Raw genomic sequence first — 23,593 nt, 5'->3', positions numbered from 1 at the left:
TTGCGCTTTGTATCAGCAGCGCCATGTGGTGTGAAAAAGTGTTACAGTGGTTGGCTTGACATGATCCGGTCAAGTCTACTGCACGTTTCATCAGGTCCGAACGCCGGGGCCTGCCGCGAATTGCAGCTCAACTTGCGGGCATATGTACGCCAGCGTACATATCAATCATAAAAATGGCGTAAAATGTTTCCCATTTTCATTTATGGCAGCTGAAATGCCTTCAGTTTTCACCTGGACAGTTCGAGTCTATTACGAGGATACGGACGCCGGCGGCATCGTTTATTACGCCAATTACCTGAAGTTCTTCGAACGGGTCCGCACCGAATGGCTGCGCGCGCTCGGCATTCACCAGCAAGACCTGTTGGAGCGCGACGGCGTCGCTTTCGTGGTGCGCAGCGCCGTCATCGAGTATGTTTCCGCCGCCCGCCTCGACGATGAACTGAAGCTGACCTTGAGCGTGAAAAAGCTAGGCCGCGCTTCGATCCAGTTCGCGCAGCAAGCCTGGCGCGGCGACACCCTGCTCTCCAGCGCCGACGTAAAAGTCGGCTGCATCGACAAGGCGTCGATGCGGCCGCGTTCCCTGCCCGACATGGTCGCTGCTAAAATGCAGGCCGCCTGAATGCTGAGCGCTTCGAAACCCATCTGACCACACCACACCGCACCCGATGAACGCAGTCCAAGACCTCTCCTTCATTGAACTGATCAGCAACGCCCACATCCTGGTCAAACTGATCCTGGCCCTGCTCCTGGGTGTCTCCCTGTTCAGCTGGACCTACATTTTCCGCAAGCTGTTCGCGCTGCGCGCCGCGCGCCGCCAGACCGAGCAGTTCGAACGCAACTTCTGGGCCGGCGGCAACCTGCACACGCTGCACCAGAGCGCCAGCAGCCAGCGCGACCAGAGCGGCCCGCTGGCGCGCATCTTCGAAGCCGGCATGGGCGAATTCATCAAGGGCAAGCAGGCTTCGCGCGATGCGCTCGACGTCAACGCCGTGCTGGACGGCGCGCGCCGCGCGATGCGCGCCGCCTTCCACCGCGAACTCGATTCGCTCGACACCCACCTGAACTTCCTGGCCTCGGTCGGTTCGGTTTCGCCCTACATCGGCCTGCTGGGTACGGTCTGGGGCATCATGAACGCCTTCCGCGGCCTGGGCAGCGTGCAGCAGGCAACGCTGGCCACCGTGGCGCCGGGCATCGCCGAGGCGCTGATCGCAACCGCGATCGGCCTGTTCGCCGCGATTCCGGCCGTGGTGGCCTACAACCGCTTCACCCACGACATCGACCGCCTCGCGATCCGCTTCGAAAGCTTCGTCGAGGAATTCTCGAACATCCTGCAGCGCCAGTCGCGCTGAGCAGCGGGCAAGGAGCAATAGTCATGGCCTTCAACAGCAGCATGCGCGGCAACCGCCGCAAGCTCAAGTCGGACATCAACGTCGTGCCCTACATCGACGTGATGCTGGTGCTGCTCATCATCTTCATGGCGGTGCCGCCGTCGCAGAATCCGGCCGAGATCAAGCTGCCGAACGCCGAGCGCTCGACCCAGCCGCCGGACGACTACATCCAGGTCGCGATCAAGCCCGACGCCAAGCTGTCGATCGGCGTGTCCGGCAAGCATCCGCAGCCGTTCGAAGACGTGTCCGACCGCGCCGCGGTGGTGCAGCGCCTGCGCGAGCTGCACGAGAGCAATCCGGACCTGCCGGTGCTGATCGCCGGCGACCGCGACAGCAAGTACGACGACGTCATCCAGCTGATTTCGGAAGCCAAGAAGATGGGCATCAGCCGCGTCGGCCTGGCGACCAAGTAAAGAGTGCATCGAATGTCGGCGACGAAGCACAACCTGACTGACCAGCACGACGGCGGTCCGCACTACGTGCCGCCCGAACCGAAGCGCTGGCCGTCGATCGGCCTGGCGGTGGGCGTGCACGCCCTGCTGCTGGCCTTCCTGGCGATCGGCGTGAGCTGGCAGAACCACGAGCCGGTCGCGGTCGAGGCCGAAGTCTGGGACATGAAGACCCAGACCGCGGCCCCGCCGCCCCCGCCGCAGCCCGAACCCGAACCGCAGCCGGACACGCCTCCGCCACCGCCGCCCGAGCCGACCCCGAAAGCGGTCGAGCCGCCGCCACCGCCGCCGGTCGAGCAGCCGGTCGTCAAGCAGCCGGCGCCGCCGGACATCGCGCTCGAGCGCGAGAAGAAGCGCAAGGATGAACTGAAGCGCAAGCAGCAACAGCAGCAGGAAGAAGAGGAACGCGAGCGCGAGCAGGAGCGCCTGGACCGCATCGCCGAGCAGAAGCGCGAGGACGCCAGGAAAGCCAAGCTGGCCGAGAAGAAGGAACGCGAACTGGCCGAGAAGAAAGAGCGCGAAGCCGAGGACAAGAAAGAGAAGGAACTGGCCGACAAGAAAGCGGCCCAGGAACAGAAGGCCAAGGAACTGGCGCAGAAGGAAGCCGACGCCAAGAAGAAGCTGGAGAAGGAAAAAGCCGACAAGCTCGCCAAGGCGAAAGCGGACAAGGCCGAACAGGCCAAGCTCGACAAGCAGCGCCAGGAAGACCTGAAGCGCATGATGGCGGCCGCCGCCGGCAGCGGCAGCGCCAACAGCACCGGTGCGGCCGAGAAATCGAGCGCACCGCACCGCGACGCCGGCTACGTCGCCGCGATCACGGCCAAGGTCAAGGGCAACTCATCCTACGGTGGCGACGATCCGGGCAATCCTGTCGTAACCTTCCACGTGGATCAATTGCCGACCGGTGAAATCATTTCGGTCCGCAAGACCAGGAGCAGCGGCGTGCCAGCGTTCGACGACGCGATCGAACGCGCGATCAAGGCGTCCTCGCCGCTGCCCAAGAAGAAGGATGGTACGGTAGACCGGTCCCTGGAGATCAACTTCAAGATGAAGGATATGCAGTGATCGCCGGGCTCCAACTAATGAGAGAACTATGAAAAAACTACATACCCTGCTGTTTTCGGCCTCCCTGCTGATGGGCGCGGCCGCGCATGCCCAGCTGCGCATCGACATCGCCGGCGTGGGCAGCAACCAGATCCCGGTGGCGGTGGCCGCCTTTGCCGAGGAAGGCGTCGCGCCCGACCAGGTCTCGGCCATCATCCGCGCCGACCTCGAGCGCAGCGGCGTGTTCAAGGTCATCGACGCGCACCAGGCCATTTCGGACAGCGCCAACGTCGACCTGAACGCCTTCAAGGCCAGCGGCGCCAATGCGCTGGTGGTCGGCTCGGTCAGCAAGCTGGCCGACGGCCGCTTCCAGGTGCGCTACAAGCTGCTCGACACCGTCAACCAGAAACAGCTGTCGCAGCTGGCCGGCTCGTTCGGCGCCAACGGTACCCGCCTGGAGGCGCACCGCATCGCCGACGACGTGTATGAAAAGCTGACCGGCGTGCGCGGCATCTTCAGCACCCGCATCACCTACGTCAAGCAGAACCCCGGCCGCGACTATACCCTGGTCGTGGCCGATGCCGACGGCGCCAACGAACAAGTGGCGGCGCACGGCCGCGAGCCGATCATCTCGCCGTCCTGGTCGCCGGACGGCACCAAGGTCGCCTACGTCTCATTCGAACTGCGCAAACCCGTGATCTACGTGCAGGACCTGATCACCGGCAAGCGCACCGTGGTGGCCAACGAAAAGGGCAACAACTCGGCCCCGGCCTGGTCGCCGGACGGCAGCAAGCTGGCCCTGGCCCTGTCCAAGACCGGCAATACCCAGATCTTCGTGGTCAACGCGGATGGCAGCGGCATGCACCGCGTGTCCAACAGCTCCGGCATCGATACCGAACCGCGCTTTTCGGCCGATGGCCAGTCTCTCTACTTCACCAGCGACCGCAGCGGCGGTCCGCAAATCTACAAAATGAGCGCGAACGGCGGCCAGGCCACCCGTGTCACGTTCAATGGCAGCTACAATATCAGCCCTCGTGTATCCCCGGACGGCAAGACGCTGGCGTGGATCTCGCAACGCAGCGGGGGTTTTTCTCTGTATGCGATGGACCTAGCCAGCGGCCAGGAACAACGCTTGGCCGATGGGGCCACCGAACCGAGTTTTTCGCCGAACGGCAAATACATCATGTATGCGACCAAGGGTGGCGGCCGTACCGCGCTGTCCGTGGTGTCGGTCGACGGGCGCATCAAGCAAAACCTGTCGACGCAAGCGGGAAACATTCGGGAGCCCAGCTGGGGCCCGTTTATGAAGTAAATATTTTTGACCAGGAGAAAAACCATGCGTAATCTGAAAATTGCAGCCCTCGTTGCGTCGGCAGCGGCCCTGCTGTCCGCCTGCTCGTCGACCAAAGTCGCCGAACCGGCACCGGTCGTAGAAAAGCCGCCGGTCGCCGCTCAGGCCCCGGCCGACACCACCCGTAACGTCGCGCCGGTCGAGACCACCACCGACGAACTGGATCAACCGGGCGGCGTACTGGCCAACCGCAGCGTCTACTTCGACTTCGACAGCTACTCGGTGCGCGACGACGGCAAGGCCGTGGTCTCGAACCACTCGGGCTACCTGACCAAGCACACCAACCGTAAAGTCCTGATCCAGGGCAATACCGACGAGCGCGGCGGCACCGAATACAACCTGGCCCTGGGCCAGAAGCGCGCCGAAGCCGTGCGCAAGTCGATGGCCGCCCTGGGCGTGGCCGACGGCCAGATGGAAGCCGTGTCGCTGGGCAAGGAAAAGCCGAAGGCCACTGGTCACGACGAAGCGGCCTGGGCTGAAAACCGCCGCGCCGACATCGTCTATCAATAAGCTCGACGCCATCGCCGCCGTGTAAACGGCGCGAGGCTGACAGTGGATTGACAGCAGGGCGGGGGCAGTGCAGACTGCTTCCCGCCCTGTTTTCATTTGAAAATCAAGCCATTAGGTTTAGAAAGAGTCAACAATGATCAAACTGTCCCAGTTCCGCCTCGCGGCCGTCGCCATCGCCCTCGCCGCCTGGCTGCCGCTGCACGCCAGCGCCGGCATCCTCGACGACGATGAAGCACGTAAAGCGATCCTGGACCTGCGCGCCAAGGTCGACGCCATGGCGCGCGACCTCAACGCCCGCATCGACACCAAGGCCGACAAGACGTCCACGCTCGACATCCTGGCCCAGCACGATCAGACGATGCAGGAAATCGCCCGCCTGCGCGGCCAGATCGAAGTGCTGGCCAACGACATCGCCCAGGCCCAGAAGAACCAGAAAGACCTGTACGCCGACCTCGACGGCCGCATCAAGAAGCTCGAGCCGCGCCAGGAGACCATCGACGGCCAGGCCGCCGAAGTGATGCCGAGCGAAAAAGGCGCCTACGACGCCGCGATGAAGCTGTTCACCACGGGCGACTACCAGGGCGCCGCGGCGTCGATGCAGGATTTCGTCCGCCGCTATCCGCAATCGGCCTACGCGCCGAACGCGCAATACTGGCTCGGCAACGCCTACTATGCCCAGAAGGACTACAAAAACGCGATCACCGCCCTGCAGAGCGTGGTGTCCAACTACGGTTCCAGCCCGAAGGCGCCGGACGCGATGCTCAACATCGCTTCCAGCTACAACGAGATGAAGGACAAGAAAGCCGCCAAGAAGGCGCTGCAGCAGCTGATCAGCAAGTTTCCCGATTCGTCCGCCGCGCAGACCGCCAAGGACCGCCTGGCCTCGCTCAAGTAACCCCGGGCGCGGGCCTGGGCTGACGCCGTTGATGTGCGTTTGACAGCCCGGCCGCCCGCCCCTATAATGTGGCCTCTTCCGGGTCGTTAGCTCAGTTGGTAGAGCAGCGGACTTTTAATCCGTTGGTCGCAGGTTCGAGCCCCGCACGGCCTACCAGAATGTGTAGTAGCAGAAAAGCCATCTCAGGCAACTGAGGTGGCTTTTTTGTTTCCAGTCCTCCCCTACGCCGCCAGCACCTTGAACGCCGCCATCGAATCGGGCTGGCGCTTCAGGTGCTCGGCCGCCGCGCGGATCTTCCGATAGTAGATGCCGTTACGCACCCCGCGATAATCCTTGAACGCTTGCGCCACCGGGTCCGGGCTGCCCGCGCGCCGGGCCCGGTCGACCAGCAGCTGCAGGTAGCGCGTGCCGGCCTGGATGTTGACGGCATCGTCGATGAAGGCCGGGCTGTCGTGGAAGGCGTCGGCGCGCGCGTACAGCGCGGTTTCGGGCTGGCGCTGGCTTGGAGGCGCGGCCAGGTTGTCGATCCGGAACAGCTCGCGGTTGGCCACCTTCAGCAGCTGCATCAGGCCGCGCGCGCTGCTGCCGTCGGCTTCGGCACAGGCGTCGAAGCGCGATTCCATGTAGATCTGGCAAACGATCAGTTCATCCGGCAGGCTCGAGCGATTATTCGCCTGCACCAGGCGACGGATCTCGCGCAGCCGCGCCATGGGATCGGGAGAGGACGCGGCGGGTGTCCGGGACGGCAGCGGCTGGTCCATCTTCATTCTCCTCGCTGTACGGGCAGCTCCGTGTTGCTACCCGCTTCGGGTAAGCTCCTTGCGACAGCTCAGCATGCCCGCGAGTTTCTCGACAGAAAATTTCTTAGAGGAATATTCTTATCTAGAACAGCGACTTCCGATGCTCATCCGGTAAGATTGCCCCCTGTAACCCAACATCATCACCGACCGCCATGGCCCTCGACCTGCGTGACACCCTGATCGTCGGCATCTCCGCCACCGCCCTGTTCGACCTGGCCGAGGCCGATGCCGTCTACAAAGCGAAGTACGTCAAGAACCCGCAGAACGCGCTGGAGGAATACCGCGCCTACATGCTCGAGCGCGAGAGCGAACCGCTGCGCGACGGCACCGGCATGGCCCTGGTGCGCGCCCTCCTCGGCCTGAACCGCTATGCCACGCCGGATTCGAAGCCGCTGGTGGAAGTGGTCGTGATGTCGCGCAACAGCCCGGAGACCGGCGTGCGCGTCTTCAACAACATCCGTTCGCGCGGGCTGCCGATCTCGCGCCACGCCTTCACCGGCGGCGAATCGGTGGTGGACTACCTCGACGCGTTCTCGGTCGACCTGTTCCTGACCACCAACGTCGACGATGCCCAGCGCATCATCGACGCCAAGGCGTGCGCGGCCGCCGTGCTGAAAACCCCGCCGCACGAAGGCGCCGCGCCGCCCGAGGACCAGGTGCGCCTCGCCTTCGACGGCGACGCCGTCCTGTTCGACGATTCGAGCGAGCTGGTGTACAAGACCGAAGGCCTGGACCGCTTCCACTCGGTCGAGGACGAGCGCCAGAACGAACCGATGAACGACGGCCCGTACGCGATCCTGCTGCGCAAGCTGGCGCGCCTGCAGGAGCGGCTGCCGTTCGGCGCCGACGTGTCGCCGGTGCGCATCGCGATCGTCACCGCGCGCAGCGCGCCGGCCGAGATGCGCGTCATCAACACGCTGCGCCACTGGGGTGTCTACGTCAACGAGATCTTCTTCCTCGGCGGCGTGCCCAAGTCGAAGGTGGTCAAGGCCTTCCGCGCCCACATCTTCTTCGACGACCAGGACCTGCACCTCGATCCGGTGGCGCGCCACGTGGCGTCCGGACGCGTGCCCTACCGCTCCGATTCGCCGCTGTACATGCCGATGGCGTCCGAGCCGCCATTGCTGGTCGAAAAGCTCGACGCCTGAACCTCGCGGGCGCGCCGTACGACCTGCGGCGCGCCCGCGTTGCCATCGTCCCCGCCCCTTCCATCACCACGCCCTACCCCACCCCCCTGGTTTGCCGATTGCCGCACGGCTGCGGCTGCGCCTGTGATGTTGCGAAAATCGCAATAGCCAACGGCAGGCTGAAGGCCGTCATGCAATACTGAGGAATTCGCTATAGAATCCCGTTTTAATATTCCTGTGCGCATATAAAGCGCCCAAGTTACAACCAAAAGGACTTTATGAGCCTGCCACTGATCCTGAACCTGGCCGTCGCCCTGGCGGTCTGCGCCCTGCTCTACACGATGCAGCAGCGCCACCTGTCCTTCACCAAGCGCGTGTTCAGCGGCCTCGGGCTCGGCATCGTGCTGGGCGCGGCGCTGCAGGTCATTTACGGGGCCGGCTCGCAGGTCATCACGGACACCGGCAGCTACCTCGGCATCATCGGCGAAGGCTACGTCAAACTGCTGCAGATGATCGTCACGCCGCTGATCATGGTCTCGATCATCCAGGCCATCCTCAAGCTGCGCGACGCGTCTTCGCTGGGCAAGATCAGCGCACTGACCATCGGCACCCTGATGATCACCACCGCGGTCGCCGCCGCGATCGGCATCCTGATGGCCAAGCTGTTCCACCTGAGCGCGGTCGGCCTGACCTCGAGCGCGGCCGAGATCGCACGCGGCCACTACCTCGAAGGCAAGCTGTCGACCGCCCAGCAGGTCTCGCTGCCGAGCATGATTCTCTCGTTCATCCCGGAGAACCCCTTCCTGGACATGACCGGCGCGCGCCAGACCTCGACCATCGCGGTGGTGGTGTTCTCGCTGTTCATCGGCGTCTCGGCCACCGGCATCGCCGCCAAGCAGCCGGACGTGTTCGCGAAATTCAACAGCTTCGTGCACGTGGCCCACGTGATCGTGATGCGCATGGTGACGCTGGTGTTGCGCCTGACCCCGTTCGGCGTGTTCGCGCTCATCGCGCGCATGGTCGCCAAGTCCAGCCTGCAGGACATCCTGCACCTGCTCGACTTCGTGATGGCCTCGTACAGCGCGCTGGCGACGATGTTCCTGGTGCACATCCTGATCGTCGCCGTGCTCGGCCTGAACCCGGCGCGCTACGTGAAGAAAGTGTTTCCGGTGCTGGCCTTCGCCTTCACCTCGCGCACCTCGGCCGGCGCCATCCCGATGAGCGTGCAGACCCAGACCGCGCGCCTGGGCACGCCGGAGGGCATCGCCAACTTCGCCGCCTCGTTCGGCTCGATGATGGGCCAGAACGGCTGCGCCGGCATCTACCCGGCGATGCTGGCGGTGATGATCGCCCCGACCGTGGGCATCGACCCGTTCACCACCGGCTTCCTGCTGCCGCTGATCGGCGTGGTGACGATCGGCTCGGTGGGCGTGGCCGGCGTCGGCGGCGGCGCCACCTTCGCCGCGCTGATCGTGCTGTCGACGCTGAACCTGCCGGTGGCGCTGGCGGGCCTGCTGATCTCGATCGAGCCGCTGATCGACATGGGCCGCACCGCGCTGAACGTCAGCGGTTCGATCGCCGCCGGCACGGTCGCCAGCCGGGTGCTGGGCCAGACCGACATGCGCGTGTTCGAGAGCGACGCCGAACTCAATCTCGATGCCGAGGAACTGGTCAGCTGATCCCTGCCGCCGCTTAAATCCGCAAGGTTTTTCACGCGCACGTTTTCTAAAAGAATCGTGCGCGGATGTCCCGCCGAATCCGTCTATGATGATGTCATCTGATTATCAAATACGGTTAGGCGATGGATCAAAAGTGGCCTCAAGAAATCTGGCTGGTCAGGCACGGGCAAAGCGCGGGCAACGTCGCGCGTGACGCCGCCGAAGCCGCCGCCGGGTTGCGCATCGATATCGCCGAGCGCGACGTCGACGTGCCGCTGTCCGCGCTCGGCCGCCGGCAGTCGCAGGCCCTGGCCGGCTGGTTCGCGGCCATGCCGCCGGACGAGCGCCCGACCGTCGTGCTGCACTCGCCCTACGTGCGCGCCGCCCAAACCGCCGACATCGTCATGGGCGGCTTCGACCGTGACGAGCTGGTCGCCCTGCACGCCGACGAGCGCCTGCGCGAAAAGGAATTCGGCATCCTCGACCGCCTGACCGTGCGCGGCATCGCCGAGCAATACCCGGAGCTGCACGAGCAGCGCCGCCACGTCGGCAAGTTCTATTTCCGCCCGCCCGGCGGCGAAAGCTGGTGCGACGTCATCCTGCGCCTGCGCAGCGTGCTCGACACCCTCACCCGCGAGTACGCGCGCGAGCGCGTGCTGATCGTCGGCCACCAGGTGATCGTCAACTGCTTCCGCTACCTGATCGAGCGCATGGACGAAGCCGCGATCCTGGAACAAGACCGCGCCGGCGATGTGCCGAACTGCTCGGTCACCGCCTATTCCTTCGACCCGCAACTCGGCAAGCGCGGCAAGCTTGTCCTGAAGCTGGTCAATTTCGTCGCGCCGCTGGAAGACTCGGGCACCCCGGTCACCGTCGGCAAAGACATTCCCACCGCGGCCAAGGCCTGAACCCACTCCCGACATCATGACGCAGCAAACCCATGCCCGCCCGCGCGACGTCGACACAGCCCTGCTGCGCAGCTGGCCGTTGCCGATCCCATCCGACGACGCCGACAAGGAAGGCCGCGGCCACGTGCTGATCCTGGGCGGCTCGCGCGAAATGCCGGGCGCCGTGATCCTGGCCGCCACCGCCGCCCTGCGCGCCGGCGCCGGCAAGCTCACGATCGCCACCGGCAACAGCGTGGCCCAGCTGGTCGCGCTGGCGATCCCGGAATCGCGCGTGCTCGGCCTGGCCGAGAACGAACGCGGCGGCTTCACGGTCGAGGCGGTGGCCGCGCTCGACCCGCTGGCCGACGCGATCAGCGCGATCCTGATCGGCCCCGGCATGCAGGACGAAGCCGCCACCGCGCGCCTGGTGCACGCGTTGCTGCCGCGATTGAGCGGCACCGACACCCGCGTGCTGCTCGACGCCGAAGCCATGGGCGCGCTGCTGTATCCGCCCGAGGGACCGCAGTCGGGCGATCCGGCCCCGTTCCGTTTCGACGTGCCGGTGCTGCTGACCCCGCACGCGGGCGAGATGGCGCACCTGACCGGCATCGACAAGGACGAGATCGGCAATGCCACCGACCACCATGCGTTGGAAGCGGCGCAGCGCTGGAACGCGGTGGTCGCGCTCAAGGGCGCGCGCACCGTGATCGCCGCACCGTCCGGCGAGCGCTGGCAGCACGAGGGCGGCAACGTCGGCCTGGCCACGTCGGGTTCGGGCGATGTGCTGGCAGGCATCATCGCCGGACTGGCGGCGCGCGGCGCCGACCTGACGCAGGCCGTGAGCTGGGGCGTGGCGCTGCACGCGCGCGCCGGCGAACGCCTGGCCGAGCGGCTCGGCAGACTTGGCTATCTGGCGCGGGAACTGTGTGACGAGATTCCCGCGCTCCTGGAACAAACCGCCGGCGACAGCGCCGACGGGACGACCCGACCATCCGGCAGTATCGCCGGTGGCTAGGGGGTTGAATGGTGACGTTCGACCCTTATCTAATCCACAAGCCACACCGTGGATAACGCAAGACGTGTGCAGTTCGGCGAACCGAAAAGGACCACATCAGTCTAATTTGAACGCCAAATTAGCGCACGGCAAGGATGAACGTGCGGGAAGACCGTAACGAGCGGCAGTACTGGTGGACGAGAAGCGCAGCCGTACTGGAGTACGGCGAGCATCGCAGTCCGCCAGAACAACGCACAGTAGGTTTAACCGCACGTTCAGAGCCATACCGGCGCCGCCGACCCTCCAGCGCCTCACCTGGAGACGGCGGCTCACAATAGACGTGAACGAGGAGTAAAAAAATGAAAGCACTTAACAACGCATCGAAAATTCTGTTCGCCGCAGCCTTGATGGCCTCCCTGGCCGCTTGCAAGAAAAACGACACCACCAGCACGACCGGCGCCGGCGATACGTCGGCCACCGCGCCGAGCAGCAGCTCGGGCACCAGCGGCACCGGCGGCACCGGCGCAGCGGGTGACACCGGTACCGGCGCAGGCGCAGCCGGCACCACCGGCGGCACCACCGGCGCTGCAGGCGGCGCAACCGGTACCGGCGCAACCGGCACCACCGGCGACACCGGCACCGGCGCAACCGGCACCGGCACCTCGGGCACCGGCGCGACCGGCACGGGCGCAACCGGCACTGGCGCTTCGGGCACCGGCACCTCGGGTTCGTCGGGCATGTCGGGTTCGACCGGCAGCGGTTCGTCCACCGGCACCTCGGGCGCTGGCTCGTCGGGCGGCACCTCGGGCACCAGCGGCCATTAATACGGTGGCTACCTGGCAAAGGGTCGCACAGGCCCTTTGCACGCACATCCCCAGCCAATCGGGCTGACGGATGTTCGTTCCGGCATGCACTGCCGCGGTTAGCGCGGCGGCAGCGCATACCGCTTCGCGTAGATACGAAACGCACCCACGCTCCGGCGTCGGGTGCGTTTTCTTTTGTCCAAAAAAAAGGGCCTGCAAAACGCAGGCCCTTTTCATGCTTGCGGACAGGTCCGCTTGCAGGCCGGATCAGGCCGGACCGCTGCCCAGTTTGGCGTCGGCGTCGCTGTCGACACGCGGGCCGCGGCGACGGCCGGTGGCGAAGCGCACTCCATTGACCAGCATGCGGAACACGAACCGCCCGAAGGTCAGCGTCAGCAAGGCTTCGACGAAGGTCATCACGAAGGCCGGTAGCGGCGTCAGGCGGGCGGCGCGGCGCTGGAACTTGGCGAACATGCGTTCGCGTGCGATCTCGATGCTATCGTAGAAAGTCGGCACCACCAGCAAGGTCAGCATGGTCGAGGTAATGGTGCCGCCGATGATAGCCACCGCCAGCGGCTGGTAGAACTGGCCGGAGTCGCCCAGCGCCAGCGCCACCGGCAGCATGCCGGCGATCAGCGCGAAGGTCGTCATCAGGATCGGACGCAGGCGCGCGCGTCCGGCTTCCATCAGCGCTTCCTCGCGGTCCATGCCCTCGGCCTCGCGGCTACGCGCGGCGTCCAGCAGCAGGATGGCGTTCTTGGCGACCAGGCCCATCAGCATGATGATGCCGATGAAGCTCATCAGGTTGAGCGAGCCCTTGGTCAGCAGCAGCGCCACTACCACGCCGATCAGCGACAGCGGCAGCGACAGCATCACGCCGATCGGCGCCGTGAACGAGCCGAACTGCATCACCAGGATCAGGTACATCAGGCCGATACCGGACACCAGCGCGATCGTCATCTGGGTGAACAGCTCTTTCTGGTCCTTGCCCGAACCGCCCAGCGCCAGGCCGTACCCCGGCGGGAAGTCCATCGACTTGGCCAGATTCATCGCGTCTTCGGTCACCTCGCCGTTCGAACGGCCTTCGACGTTGGCCGAGACGGTGATGATGCGCTTGCCGTTCTTGTGCTCGATCTGCGACGGGCCCTTGCCCATCGTGATCTTGGCGATCTGGTCGAGCGGGACCATCTGGTTGGTGCCCGCGATCGGGATCGGCAGGCGCGCGATGTTGTCGGTGCCGACGCGGTCCTCCGGCGCCAGGCGCACCGAGACGTCGCGCGCCTCGCCGGTCGGGTCGACCCAGTCGCCGACCTGGATGCCGGCGAAGGCCACGCGCAGCGCGTTGGCGGCGTCACCGACGGCGATGCCCAGCGTGTTCGACAGGCCGCGGTCGAGCTCGATCTGCAGCTCGTCCTTCGGATCCTGCTGGCTCAGCGTGACGTCGACCGCGCCTTTCACGTTGCGCAGCTTTTCCATGTAGGCGGAGGTCAATTCCATCAGCTTGCGCGTGTCCGGTCCGGTGAACTCGATCTGCACCGGCTTGCCGTTGCCCGACAGGTCGTCGGTCACGGTGAACTCGGCGCCGACCAGGCGCGCGATCTTCTGGCGCAGCTCGACCGCCACGGTGGCGGCATCGCGCTTGCGCTCGGTGCGCTTGCCGATGTCGACCACGACCTGCCCGCCGGCCGAGGTGATCGAGCTGTTGGTGTCCTTGGTTTCCGGCAGCGTGCGCGCCAGCGCGGCCGCTTCTTCCATCTTCGCCCTGGCGTAGCCGACCGAAGCCGAAGCCGGGGTGCGCACGTCGACGATCAGCGAACCGCTGTCCATCTTGGGCAGGAAGGCGGTGCCGCCGAACTTGCCCTGCAGCCCGATCGCGACGATGAAGGTCGCCACTGCGATCATGGCCATCCAGCGGCGGTGGTGCAGCGCCCAGGCGATCACGTGGCCGTAGCGGTCGGCCTGGCGGTCGAACCAGGCGTTGAAGCGCGCCAGGTAGCGCTCGATGCCTTTCTTGGGCGCATGGTGGTGGCCCGGCGGGTCGCCCCAGTAGGCCGACAGCATCGGGTCGAGCGTGAACGAGATGAACAGCGACACGATCACCGAGCAGGCGACAGTGAGGGCGAACGGACGGAACCATTCGCCCGAGATGCCCGGCATGAAGGCGACCGGGATGAACACGGCCATGATCGAGAAGGTGGTCGAGGCCACCGCCATGCCGATCTCGGCGGTGCCGTTCAGGGCGGCGGTGCGGCGGTCTTCGCCCATCTCCATGTGGCGCACGATGTTTTCGCGCACCACGATGGCGTCGTCGATCAGCACGCCGATCGCCAGCGACAGGCCGAGCAGCGTCATGAAGTTGAGCGTGAAGCCGCACAGCCACACCGCGATGAAGGCCGCCAGCACCGAAGTCGGCAGCGAGGTCGCGGTGATCAGGGTCGAGCGCCAGGAATTGAGGAAGGCGTACACCACCAGGATGGTCAGGATCGCGCCATAGACCAGCGATTCGATCACGTTGTTCAGGCTACGCTGGGCTTCGTCGCCGCCGTCGCGCGTGATTTCCATCTTGGTCCCGGGCGGCAGCTCCTTGTTCATGCTGTCGATCACCTCGCGCACCTTCTTGGCGATCGACACGGTCGATGCCTCGCGGGTGCGGACGATGCCCAGGCCGACGTTCGGCTTACCGCTGCGCATCGACACGCTGTCGATGTCGGCAAAGCCGTCCTTGATATCGGCGACCTGGTTCAGGCGTACGATCTGGTCGCCGTTGCGCTTGACCACGACCTGCGAGAAGTCTTCCGGATGCTCGATGCGGCCGATCAGGCGGATGCCCTTCTCGTCCAATTCGCTTCTCACCTTGCCGGCCGGGGCGTTGGTGTTCTGGCGCTGCAGCGCGCTGGTGATGTCGGTGGCCGAGACGTTGAATTCACGCATCTTCTGCGCGTGCAGCAGCACCGACAGCTCGCGCTGCAGGGCGCCGTTGACCTGCACGTTGGCGACGCCGTCGATGGCGCGGAATTTGTCGGCCAGCGTGTCTTCGGCCAGGCGCGAGATCTCGGCGTGGCTCTGGGTGGTCGAGGACAGCGAGATGTTCATGATCGGCTGGGCCGACGGATCGACCCGGATGATCATCGGCTCGCGCATCTCGACCGGCAGCTTGTAGCGCACCGAATTGATCGCATTACGGACATCGTCCTCGGCTTCGATCAGGTTGCGCTTGAAGTCGAACCACAGCAGGAAGGTGGCACTGCCTTCGTTGGCGTTGGCGTTGACGTCGGTCACGCCGGTGATGCTCTGCATCTGCTTTTCGAGGCGGTTGATGATCTCGCGCTCGCTGGTCTCGGGCGAGGCGCCCGGATACGGCACCTGGACCACGAGCAGCGGCAGGTCGACGTCCGGGTTCTGGTTCACGCGCAGCTTGGAAAGCGCGAGCAGGCCCATGCACATCATGCCGATGATCAGCACGATGGTGGCGATGGGCTTCTTGACGCTGAAATTGGACAGGAACATGGTATTTCCCAGTTGTTATTTAGTGGCCACGCGCGCGGTGCCCGCCAGTTCGACCTTCTGGCCATCCTTCAGGCTCGAATTCGGGTGGCGCAGCACGATGTCGCCGGAGGCCAGGCCGCCGGTGATCTGGTAGTTGCCGCTGCGCGGGTCGCGCGTGCCCACCGCCAGGTCGGCCTTGGCCAGGGTGTTGCCCTTGACCTTCCAGACATAGGTCTTGTCGCCGTTGCGCACCATGGCGGATTCCGGCAGGGTCAGCGCGTCCGAGGTTTCCGAATCGATGTGGCCTTCGGCGTACAGGCCGGACACGTGCGGCTGGTTGCTGCCGGCAAAGCCGACCAGCACCTCGACCTGGCGCGTGACGTCGTTGGCCGAGGCGTCGACGCGGCGCACCACGCCCTGGAACTGCTGCTCGCCGTAGCCGTTCACACGGAACAGCACCGGCTGGCCGACCTTGACCACGCTCACCTTGTCGGCCGAGACCGCGCCTTCGAAGCGCATGCTGGCCGGGTCGATCACTTTCAGCAGTTCCTTGCCGATGGCGGCGGTGTCGCCGTTCGAGACCTTGCGGTCGGAGACGATGCCGTCGAACGGCGCGCGCACCACGGTGCGGTCGACCTGCTGGCGCGCCGCCACCACGCGCGCGCGCGCGGCCGAGACGTCGCTCTGGGCGTTGTTGCGCTTGACTTCGGCGTCGTCCAGCGCCTGGGCCGAGACCATGCCCTCGGCGCGCAGGGTTTTCAGGCGGTCGAATGCGCGCTGCGACTGGTCCAGCGCCTGGGTCGAGGCGCGCATGGCGTCGTCGACCGATTGCAGGCTGTCGCGGATCGAGGTCGGGTCGAGCTTGACCAGCACGTCGCCTTTCTTGACCGGCTCGCCGTTTTCCTTGAGCACCTGCAGCACGACGGCCGAGATCTCCGCGCGCAGGTCGGCGCGGCGCTCGGGCTGGATCGAACCGGTAATCACCGGGCCGGACGCCAGCGCATTGCTCTGTACCGTCAGCACGTCTTCCGGTTGGACCAGCAGCTGGACGGTCTTGGCGTTCCTGGCGTCCTTGCCGGCCTCGGCGGCGGGATCCTTGGGCCCCTTGCCACAAGCGCTCAGCGTCGAGGCAATGGCAAGGATGATAAGAGTATTGCGCAGCATGTCGTGATTCTCCCGAGTGGACCGGCTCTGTTATTTATCTAGGATGGAAAAGGCCAGCGCGCAGTATCCGTGAGCCTGTCACCAAGGTCAATCGCCGATCGGCATACCGTGGTTTTGGTGGGATGAACTGCGTTTTTGCAGGATGAAATGCGGCTGGACGGGGCTGAAATGCATGCCGCGCGGACAGGTGGACAGCGGACGGACGTCCGCCCTGCCGTCCGGGAAACTTATTTGACGAACACGTGGTAGACCAGGTTGCCCATGATGATGCCGGTGACGATGCCGCCGCCGATCTCGACCAGCGTGTGGCCCATGCGTTCGCGCAGCGGCTTGTCGCCGGCGCCGCCTTGCTCAGCCCCGCTCCGGCCGGCCAGGCGGTTGATCGCCGCGGCCTGGCGGCCGACGTGCTGGCGCAGGCTGTTGGCGTCGATCATGACGATGAAGCACAGCGTGACGGCGACGCCGAAGGCCGGGCTGCCCATCCCCTCGCGCAGGGCGATCAGCGTGGCCATGCTGGTCACGGTGGCGCTGTGGTTGCTCGGGAAGCCACCGTTGCCGACCAGGTTGAAGGCCCAGCGGCGCTGGCGCGCGCTATTGATCAGGAATTTGATCGGGCCGACCACCAGCCAGGTCAGCAACGGTGTCAGCAGATAAGTCAGGTCCATGCCACATCCAGAATTAATAAAACGGACATTGTAATGCCGCCATGCACCGCCGCGATAGCCCCGGACTCGCCGTCCGCTGCGCCCGCCATGGAGCAATACAGGTAAGATGGCGCCAATCTGGCATTTCAGACAATATCGCGGCCTGGTCGCTCAATTTCGCACGGAGTTTTATTGATGCAGCATTTCAAGTTGTCGTTCGTGGTCACGGCCGTCCTGCTGGCGCTGGCTGCCTGGTGGGGGTTCGGGCACGGCGGCAGCGCCGGCCTGCTGCGGAGCCTGTGGATCGCGGCGGTGCTCGGGGTGCTCGAAGTTTCGTTGTCTTTCGATAACGCGGTCGTCAACGCTTCCGTGCTGCGCCACTGGAACGCGTTCTGGCAGCGCCTGTTCCTCACGGTCGGCATCGTGGTGGCGGTGTTCGGCATGCGCCTGCTGTTTCCGCTGCTGATCGTGGCGGTGGCCACCGGCCTGGGCCTGGTCGACGTCTGGCACATGGCGATCAATACCCCCGAGGTGTACGCCCGCAACCTGACCGCCAAGCACGCCGAGGTGGCGGCCTTCGGCGGCGCCTTCCTGCTGCTGGTGTTCCTGAACTTCCTGTTCGACGACGAAAAGGAACTGCACTGGCTGGGCTGGATCGAGGAAAAGGTCGGCGACATCGGCAACGAAGGCTTCGCCATCCTGCTGACCCTGCTCGCCGTATTCGGCTGCATGCACCTGATGCCCGAGGCGCGCAAGCTGCCGGTGCTGATCGCCGGCGTGGTCGGCGTGATCGTCTACGTCGCCGTCAACTGGTTCAGCGGCCTGCTCGAAGACAAGGAAGAGGAAGGCGCGGGCGGCGTCGGCAAGCTGGTGTCGCAGGGCAGTATCGGCGGCTTCATCTACCTGGAAGTGCTGGACGCCTCGTTCAGCTTCGACGGCGTGATCGGGGCGTTTGCCATCACCAACGACGTCGTGACCATCATGCTCGGCCTGGCGATCGGCGCGATGTTCGTGCGCTCGCTGACCGTATTCCTGGTCCACAAGGGCACGCTGCAGGAATTCGTCTTCCTCGAGCATGGCGCCCACTACGCGATCGGCATCCTGGCGCTGATCATGTTCGCCAGCGTCGAATACGAGATTCCCGAATGGTTCACCGGCCTGTCCGGCGTCGCCTTCATCCTGGTATCGCTGTGGTCGTCGATCCGCCATCGCCGCCGCAACGCGCCCGAACTGTCCACCACCACCCACTCCTGACACCCATGGCATCGACCTTCCCGCGCCGCGCCGGCGCCATCCTCGCCTCCGTCATCGTCGCCGCCGCCGTGCTGTGCGCGCTCTACCTGTGGACCGTCCTGCACTGGTCGTATTCGGAAGGCGAACGCGCCGGCTACCTGCAGAAGCTGTCGAAAAAGGGCTGGCTGTGCAAGACCTGGGAAGGCGAGATCCTGCTCTCGAGCATGCCGGGCGCGATTCCCGAGCGCTTCGCCTTCACGGTGCGCGACGACGCCCTGGCCCAACAGCTGCAAAACGCCATGGGCCGGCGCGTCCAGATCAGCTATTCGCAACACGTGGGCGTGCCCACCACCTGCTTCGGCGACACCCAGTACTACGCCGACAAGGTCATCGTCGGCGGCGATCACCCGACCGCGCCCAGCAACCCATAACAACCGATAAGCCACGGCGCACGAAACAGGGATGACAATTTGCCAACCCTGTGCCAACATGCAAGCTGTTCAGTGAATCAAGCTGAGAAAGCTGAGGTTGGCGTATGCGATTACGGGCGGTGATGGTGTTGGCGGCGGCGCTTCTGGGAACCGGCATGGCGGGATCGCCCGCGCACGCCTCGACCATCACCGAACGTACCCTGCCACGTCCTGAAGGGATGCGCCATTACATGGTGGTCGAGCCGGACCGCCTGGCGCGCAGCAACCGGCCGCTGGTGATCCTGCTGCACGGCCACGGCACCAACGGCGCCATGATGGTCGGCATGGATTCCTTCGCCGGCTACCGATCGCTCGACTGGGTGCGCCTGGCCGAGCGCGAGCGCGTGCTCCTGATCGCGCCGGACGGCATGAAGGCCGGCGACGGCCGTACATCCTGGAACGATTGCCGCGGCGACGCCCCGACCAACCCGACCGGCGACGACGTCGGCTTCATCTCCGATCTGATCAACGTCGCCGTCAACGAGCTGGGGGCCGATCCCGAACGGGTGTACGTGTTCGGCAGCTCGAACGGCGGCGGCATGGCCTACCGGCTCGGCATCGAACTTGCGCCGCGCCTGGCCGCGATCGGGGTGCAGAGCGCGCTGATGCCGGCCCAGAGCCATTGCCGTGCGCCGTCGCGCCCGATGTCGGTGTTCGTCATGCACGGCACCGCCGACCGCATCGTGCCCTACGAAGGCGGCAAGCTCGGCAACTGGCTGCTGCGCGGACGCGGCAGCGGCATCGGCGTGGACGAATCGGTGGCGCTGTGGCGCCGCGTGGACGGCTTGACCGAGCTGGCCGGCCGCTACCGCATCCCGCACCTGCAGTCGTCGGATCCGACCTTCGCCACGCGCTACATCTGGGGCCAGGACCCGGCGCGCGTGCAGATCGAACTGATGCGCATCGAAGGCGGCGGCCACGCGCCCTCGTCCAAGGCCGACGACCTGCCCTGGATCCTGCGCAAGCTCGCCGGCAACATGAACCATGACGTCGACGCCGCCGAGGAAGCCTGGATCTTCTTCCGCGACAAGCGCGCCTCGAACCGCCAGTAAACGGGGTCGGCGCGCCTGCGAGCGCGCGTCAGCTTTCGCCGCGCTGCTTGGCCACCGCCTCGGCCAGGCGCGCCGCGGCCTGCTGGGCCGAAGGCAGTTGCGAGAAGCGCCCGAGTACCTCGCGCGCCAGGTCGGCCGACTCGGCGCGCTGTTTGGCTTCGTGCTGGCGCGCCTCGATCTGCTCGCGCAGCAGGCCCAGCTCGGCGACCTGCTCTTCGTGGCGCGCCGCTTCCAGTTCGACCATGCGGCGCTTGGCCTCGGCCATCTCCTGGGTCGCGTCGAGCGCGCGGCGCTGCATCGCCGCAGCCTGCTGGGCGTGCTCGAGCAGGGCGCGCTGGGCTTCGCGCTTGTCGCTCGCGGCGCGTGCGGCGGCCTGCTCGGCCAGCTCGCGCGTGCGCGCCAGCTGCGCCCGTTCCTCTTCGGCCAGCGCGCGCGCCTCGGCCGCGGCGACGGCGGCGCGCTCGGACGCCAGGCGTGCATTGGCGGCTTCGTTGGCGCGCATGTCGAGCGCCGTCTGCTGGCGCTGCGCAGCCAGCTTTTGCTCGAGCAGGCGCAAGGCCTCGCGCGCGGCATCGGCGCCGACGCGTTCGGCCACGAGCAGCTCGTCGGCCAGCGCCTGCTGGCGCCGTTCGTCGTCCAGGCGCTCGCGCTGGAGGCGCGCCAGTTCCAGCGCCTGGTCGGCCTGCGCGCGCGCGGCGGCGGCGGTGGCTTCCTCGTGCGCGGCCCCGGCCAGGGCGGCATCGGCGGCGCGGCGCTGGGCTTGCTGTGCGGCCTGCTGCGCGGCCTGGGCGCGGGCCTCGGCATCCTGCTGGACCTGCAGCTCGGCGTGCAGCTGATGCGCGCGCTCCTGTTCCGCGCGGGCGTGCGCCTCGGCCGCGGCGGCCAATGCGTGCTCGGCTTCGATGCGTTCCTGCTGGCGCGCCAGCGCCTGTTCCTCCAGACGCAGGCGTTCACGCTCGGCCTCGAGCAGCGCCTGCGCTTCCCGCAAGCGCCGTTCGGCCAGCGCGGCGGCGGCCTGGCGGGCCTCGGCCTGGGCCTGCAGCGCGGCCTGAGCCTCGGCTTGCGCCGCGTTCTCGGCAGCCTGCGCATCGGCGGCGGCCTGGGCCAGCTCGGCGCGCTGCTGCGCCAGCCGGCGCTCGTGCGCATGCTGCTCGGCTTCGCGGCGCGCCGCCTCCTCGGCCAGGGCGTCGGCGGCGGCGCGCTGGCGCGCCCCCTCGGCCGCGGCCTGCTCGGCGTCCAGCCGCGCCTGCGCCTGCTGGGCCTCGAGCTCCTCGGCGCTGGCGCGCTCGATCGACACCGCGCGCAGCTTGCGGTCGGCCTCGATACGCGCTTCGGTCGCGGCCAGGATGCGCGCTTCGGCCTCGCGCCGCGCATCCGCCGCCGCGGCGGCCTTCTGCTCCACGCGTTCGCGGTGCACGGCGGCATCGCGCAATTCCTTTTCGGTCTGCATGCGCAGGCGCAGCGACTGGGCTGCGGTGCGCTCGGACTCGGCCTGGGCCAGCGCGATCGCCTCGCGCTCCTGCTCGATGTGGGCCAGCGCGCGCGCCTCCTCGATCGCACGCGCCTCCGCGGCCGCGCGCGCGAAGCTGGACGCCAGCGCGACCTGGTCGGCGCGTTCGCGCTGCAGCGCCAGCTCGAGCGCCTCGGCCTCGGCTTCGGCGAGTTTTTCGGCGGTCTGGCGCGCGCCGCGTTCGGCCCGCTCGCGTTCGCGCGCCAGGATGGCCACGCGCGCGTCGGCGCTGGCGCTGTGCAGCACTTCCTCGCGCGCCGCATGCACGGCAGCGGTGCGCTCGGCCGCCTGCCGGCGCGCCTGCTCGGAATGCAGCGCCAGCTCGTCGGCTTCGCGCGCGGCGCGCTCGGCGATCTCGGCGTCGGCCCGGGCCTGTTCTTCGGCGCGGCGGCGCGCTTCTTCCTCGGCGCGGGCGCGCGCTTCGGACGCCAGGCGGATCTGGGTTTCGGATTGGACGCGCGCGCGCAGCTCGGCGGTCTCCTGGCGGATCGCTTCCAGGCGCTCTGCGGCGGCGCGGGCGGAAGCGCGCAGGATTTCGATACGCCCGCGGTTGGCTTCGATCGCTTCTTCCGAGGCCTGGGCGTTGGCCTGCGCGGCGGCGGCGGCTTCGGCGTCGATCGCGGCGCGCTCCTGCGCCAGGCTGCGCGCGCGCGCCTCGGCGTGGGCGCGGTTTTCGGCCGCCACCGCCGCCTTGGCTTCGGCCTCGACGCGGGCGATGCCTTCCTTGATCGCGCGCTCTTCCAGCTGCGCGCGCTGCGGTTCGCGTTCCGGCGCCGGCTGCGGCGCCCGTTGCGGGGCCGCCTGCTGCACGGCCTGTTGTACCGAGCCCGGCGCGCCCGCAGAGGACGGCATGTCGATGGTGAAATCGGTGCTCGGATCGCTCAGCTGGTGCGGGTCGGGACGGGTGGTCATGGGCATCTCGGTTGAAGGTCACGCTGGCGGGCCGGACTGGCCCGTAGCCTGATTATGCCTCAGTCGCGCCGCCGTTGTCGCGCCGAGCTGGGGCGCGAAACGGCGTCAATTCAAAGAATTACACCGGCCACAGCGCAAAGAATTACACCGGCCACAGCGGCGGCTCGTCCATCAGCGCCACCTGCTCGCGCAGCTCGAGGATGCGGTCCTGCCAATAGCGCTGCGTGTTAAACCAGGGAAAGGCCGCCGGGAAGGCCGGGTCGTGCCAGCGCATCGCCAGCCAGGCCGAATAATGGATCAGGCGCAGGGTGCGCAAGGCTTCGACCAGGTACAGCTGGCGCGGATCGAATTCGCAGAAGTCTTCGTAGCCGGCCAATACGTCGCCGAGCTGGCTCACCATCTCCTGGCGCTCGCCGGACAGCAGCATCCACAGGTCCTGCACGGCCGGTCCCATGCGGCTGTCGTCGAAGTCCACGAAATGCGGGCCGTCGCCGGTCCACAACACGTTGCCGGCGTGGCAGTCGCCGTGCAGGCGCAGCAGCGGCAGCGTGCCGGCGCGCTCGAAACAGCGCGCCACGCCGTCGAGCGCCTGGTCGAGCACGCTGGTGTAGGCGGTCAGCAGTTCGTGCGGGATGAAGCCGTGCCCGATCAGCCAGGCGCGCGGCTCGCGTCCAAAAGTATCCAGGTTCAGCGCCGGGCGCTCGGCGAAGGGCTTGACGGCGCCGACCGCATGGATGCGGCCGATGAAGCGCCCGATCCATTCGAGCACGCTGGGATCGGACAGCTCGGGCGCGCGTCCGCCGCGGCTGGGGAAGACGGTGAAACGGAAGCCGCCGAACTCGTGCAGCGTGCGGCCGTCGAGCACGCGCGCGGGCACCACCGGCACCTCCTGCTGCTCGAGCTCCTGCAAGAACGCGTGTTCTTCGAGGATGGCGGCATCGCTCCAGCGCCCCGGGCGGTAGAACTTGACCACCACCGGCTGGCCTTCCTCGCGGCCGACGCGGTAGACGCGGTTTTCGTAGCTGTTCAGGGCCAGCAGGCGGCCGTCGCCGCGCAGGCCGACGCTGTCGACGGCTTCCAGCACCATCTGCGGGTCGAGCCGGGAATACGGATGAGTGTCGTGAGGATGATCCATGCCGCCATTGTAAGGCGCGCCATGGCAATCCGCTTGCGCCCGATGATTCGCCGAATTTATGTGCTCATCAGCACCTCACGG

Annotated in this window: 21 protein-coding genes and 1 tRNA gene; 16 read left to right on the top strand and 6 right to left on the bottom strand. The window is 66.6% G+C overall.

Translation table 11 applies throughout. The features are described 5' to 3' along the window. Nucleotides 1-214: 214 nt before the first annotated feature. The 8 genes from ybgC (at nucleotide 215) to FA90_RS02445 (ending at nucleotide 5,793) form a co-directional block, all read left to right on the top strand. Entirely contained in the window at nucleotides 215-619 is a 405-nt protein-coding gene (gene ybgC, locus FA90_RS02480; RefSeq protein ID WP_036165594.1) for a tol-pal system-associated acyl-CoA thioesterase, read from the top strand. Nucleotides 620-665: 46 nt separating this feature from the next. Further along, nucleotides 666-1,349, top strand: coding sequence for a protein TolQ (tolQ, locus tag FA90_RS02475; RefSeq protein ID WP_036165591.1), 684 nt, complete (start codon nucleotides 666-668; stop codon nucleotides 1,347-1,349). Between the two features lie 23 nt (nucleotides 1,350-1,372). Beyond that, on the top strand, nucleotides 1,373-1,801 hold the full coding sequence (locus tag FA90_RS02470) for a biopolymer transporter ExbD (RefSeq protein ID WP_036165588.1): 429 nt from the start codon (nucleotides 1,373-1,375) through the stop codon (nucleotides 1,799-1,801). 12 nt (nucleotides 1,802-1,813) lie between these two features. Then, nucleotides 1,814-2,902 carry a cell envelope integrity protein TolA gene (tolA, locus tag FA90_RS02465; protein ID WP_051971343.1) on the top strand — a complete coding sequence of 363 codons (1,089 nt, stop codon included), beginning with the start codon at nucleotides 1,814-1,816 and terminating at the stop codon, nucleotides 2,900-2,902. A gap of 28 nt (nucleotides 2,903-2,930) precedes the next feature. Further along, nucleotides 2,931-4,193, top strand: coding sequence for a Tol-Pal system beta propeller repeat protein TolB (gene tolB, locus FA90_RS02460; protein WP_036165586.1), 1,263 nt, complete (start codon nucleotides 2,931-2,933; stop codon nucleotides 4,191-4,193). Between the two features lie 24 nt (nucleotides 4,194-4,217). Beyond that, a complete protein-coding gene (gene pal, locus FA90_RS02455) occupies nucleotides 4,218-4,742 on the top strand; it encodes a peptidoglycan-associated lipoprotein Pal (protein ID WP_036165583.1) in 525 nt (174 codons plus the stop codon). Nucleotides 4,743-4,875: 133 nt separating this feature from the next. Next, nucleotides 4,876-5,637, top strand: a complete 762-nt coding sequence (ybgF, locus tag FA90_RS02450) for a tol-pal system protein YbgF (RefSeq protein WP_036165580.1) — start codon at nucleotides 4,876-4,878, stop codon at nucleotides 5,635-5,637. 80 nt (nucleotides 5,638-5,717) lie between these two features. Beyond that, a tRNA-Lys gene (locus FA90_RS02445) sits at nucleotides 5,718-5,793 on the top strand. Between the two features lie 65 nt (nucleotides 5,794-5,858). On the opposite strand, the gene FA90_RS02440 is transcribed toward FA90_RS02445, so the two are convergent. Continuing rightward, a complete protein-coding gene (locus FA90_RS02440) occupies nucleotides 5,859-6,398 on the bottom strand; it encodes a lytic transglycosylase domain-containing protein (RefSeq protein ID WP_156116552.1) in 540 nt (179 codons plus the stop codon). Between the two features lie 191 nt (nucleotides 6,399-6,589). Here FA90_RS02440 and FA90_RS02435 point away from each other — a divergent pair, with 191 nt between their 5' ends. The 5 genes from FA90_RS02435 to FA90_RS02415 all read left to right on the top strand — a co-directional run bounded on the left by FA90_RS02435 (nucleotide 6,590) and on the right by FA90_RS02415 (nucleotide 11,927). After that, nucleotides 6,590-7,585 carry a 5'-nucleotidase gene (locus FA90_RS02435; RefSeq protein ID WP_036165576.1) on the top strand — a complete coding sequence of 332 codons (996 nt, stop codon included), beginning with the start codon at nucleotides 6,590-6,592 and terminating at the stop codon, nucleotides 7,583-7,585. 257 nt (nucleotides 7,586-7,842) lie between these two features. Then, nucleotides 7,843-9,243, top strand: coding sequence for an L-cystine transporter (locus FA90_RS02430; RefSeq protein WP_036165573.1), 1,401 nt, complete (start codon nucleotides 7,843-7,845; stop codon nucleotides 9,241-9,243). 122 nt (nucleotides 9,244-9,365) lie between these two features. Beyond that, the gene (locus tag FA90_RS02425) at nucleotides 9,366-10,130 is read left to right on the top strand and encodes a histidine phosphatase family protein (protein WP_036165570.1); all 765 of its coding nucleotides are present in this window, start codon (nucleotides 9,366-9,368) and stop codon (nucleotides 10,128-10,130) included. Nucleotides 10,131-10,146: 16 nt separating this feature from the next. Next, nucleotides 10,147-11,124 carry an NAD(P)H-hydrate dehydratase gene (locus tag FA90_RS02420; protein ID WP_051971342.1) on the top strand — a complete coding sequence of 326 codons (978 nt, stop codon included), beginning with the start codon at nucleotides 10,147-10,149 and terminating at the stop codon, nucleotides 11,122-11,124. A gap of 338 nt (nucleotides 11,125-11,462) precedes the next feature. Next, the gene (locus FA90_RS02415; RefSeq protein ID WP_081933585.1) at nucleotides 11,463-11,927 is read left to right on the top strand and encodes a hypothetical protein; all 465 of its coding nucleotides are present in this window, start codon (nucleotides 11,463-11,465) and stop codon (nucleotides 11,925-11,927) included. 246 nt (nucleotides 11,928-12,173) lie between these two features. Here FA90_RS02415 and FA90_RS02410 read toward each other — a convergent pair whose 3' ends face one another. The 3 genes from FA90_RS02410 to FA90_RS02400 form a co-directional block, all read right to left on the bottom strand. Further along, complete coding sequence (locus FA90_RS02410) at nucleotides 12,174-15,413, bottom strand: efflux RND transporter permease subunit (RefSeq protein ID WP_036165566.1); 3,240 nt, start codon at nucleotides 15,411-15,413, stop codon at nucleotides 12,174-12,176. Between the two features lie 15 nt (nucleotides 15,414-15,428). Further along, entirely contained in the window at nucleotides 15,429-16,556 is a 1,128-nt protein-coding gene (locus tag FA90_RS02405; protein ID WP_036165563.1) for an efflux RND transporter periplasmic adaptor subunit, read from the bottom strand. Nucleotides 16,557-16,783: 227 nt separating this feature from the next. Further along, entirely contained in the window at nucleotides 16,784-17,221 is a 438-nt protein-coding gene (locus tag FA90_RS02400; RefSeq protein ID WP_036165559.1) for a divergent PAP2 family protein, read from the bottom strand. 174 nt (nucleotides 17,222-17,395) lie between these two features. On the opposite strand from FA90_RS02400, the gene FA90_RS02395 reads away from it, so the two are divergent. The 3 genes from FA90_RS02395 (at nucleotide 17,396) to FA90_RS02385 (ending at nucleotide 19,955) form a co-directional block, all read left to right on the top strand. Further along, a complete protein-coding gene (locus tag FA90_RS02395; protein ID WP_036165557.1) occupies nucleotides 17,396-18,454 on the top strand; it encodes a DUF475 domain-containing protein in 1,059 nt (352 codons plus the stop codon). 5 nt (nucleotides 18,455-18,459) lie between these two features. Further along, complete coding sequence (locus tag FA90_RS02390) at nucleotides 18,460-18,864, top strand: hypothetical protein (RefSeq protein ID WP_051971340.1); 405 nt, start codon at nucleotides 18,460-18,462, stop codon at nucleotides 18,862-18,864. Nucleotides 18,865-19,019: 155 nt separating this feature from the next. After that, nucleotides 19,020-19,955 carry a PHB depolymerase family esterase gene (locus FA90_RS02385; RefSeq protein ID WP_036173738.1) on the top strand — a complete coding sequence of 312 codons (936 nt, stop codon included), beginning with the start codon at nucleotides 19,020-19,022 and terminating at the stop codon, nucleotides 19,953-19,955. A gap of 28 nt (nucleotides 19,956-19,983) precedes the next feature. On the opposite strand, the gene FA90_RS02380 is transcribed toward FA90_RS02385, so the two are convergent. Together FA90_RS02380 and FA90_RS02375 are read right to left on the bottom strand one after the other, a co-directional pair. Next, nucleotides 19,984-22,377, bottom strand: coding sequence for a hypothetical protein (locus tag FA90_RS02380; protein ID WP_051971339.1), 2,394 nt, complete (start codon nucleotides 22,375-22,377; stop codon nucleotides 19,984-19,986). Nucleotides 22,378-22,519: 142 nt separating this feature from the next. Next, on the bottom strand, nucleotides 22,520-23,512 hold the full coding sequence (locus FA90_RS02375; RefSeq protein ID WP_036165553.1) for a serine/threonine protein kinase: 993 nt from the start codon (nucleotides 23,510-23,512) through the stop codon (nucleotides 22,520-22,522). Nucleotides 23,513-23,593: the final 81 nt, after the last annotated feature.

This window comes from Massilia sp. 9096 (genome assembly GCF_000745265.1).
Classification (GTDB): domain Bacteria; phylum Pseudomonadota; class Gammaproteobacteria; order Burkholderiales; family Burkholderiaceae_D; genus Telluria.
Note: the sequence above shows the minus strand (reverse complement) of the source record. Positions and strands in the feature narration are given on the sequence as shown.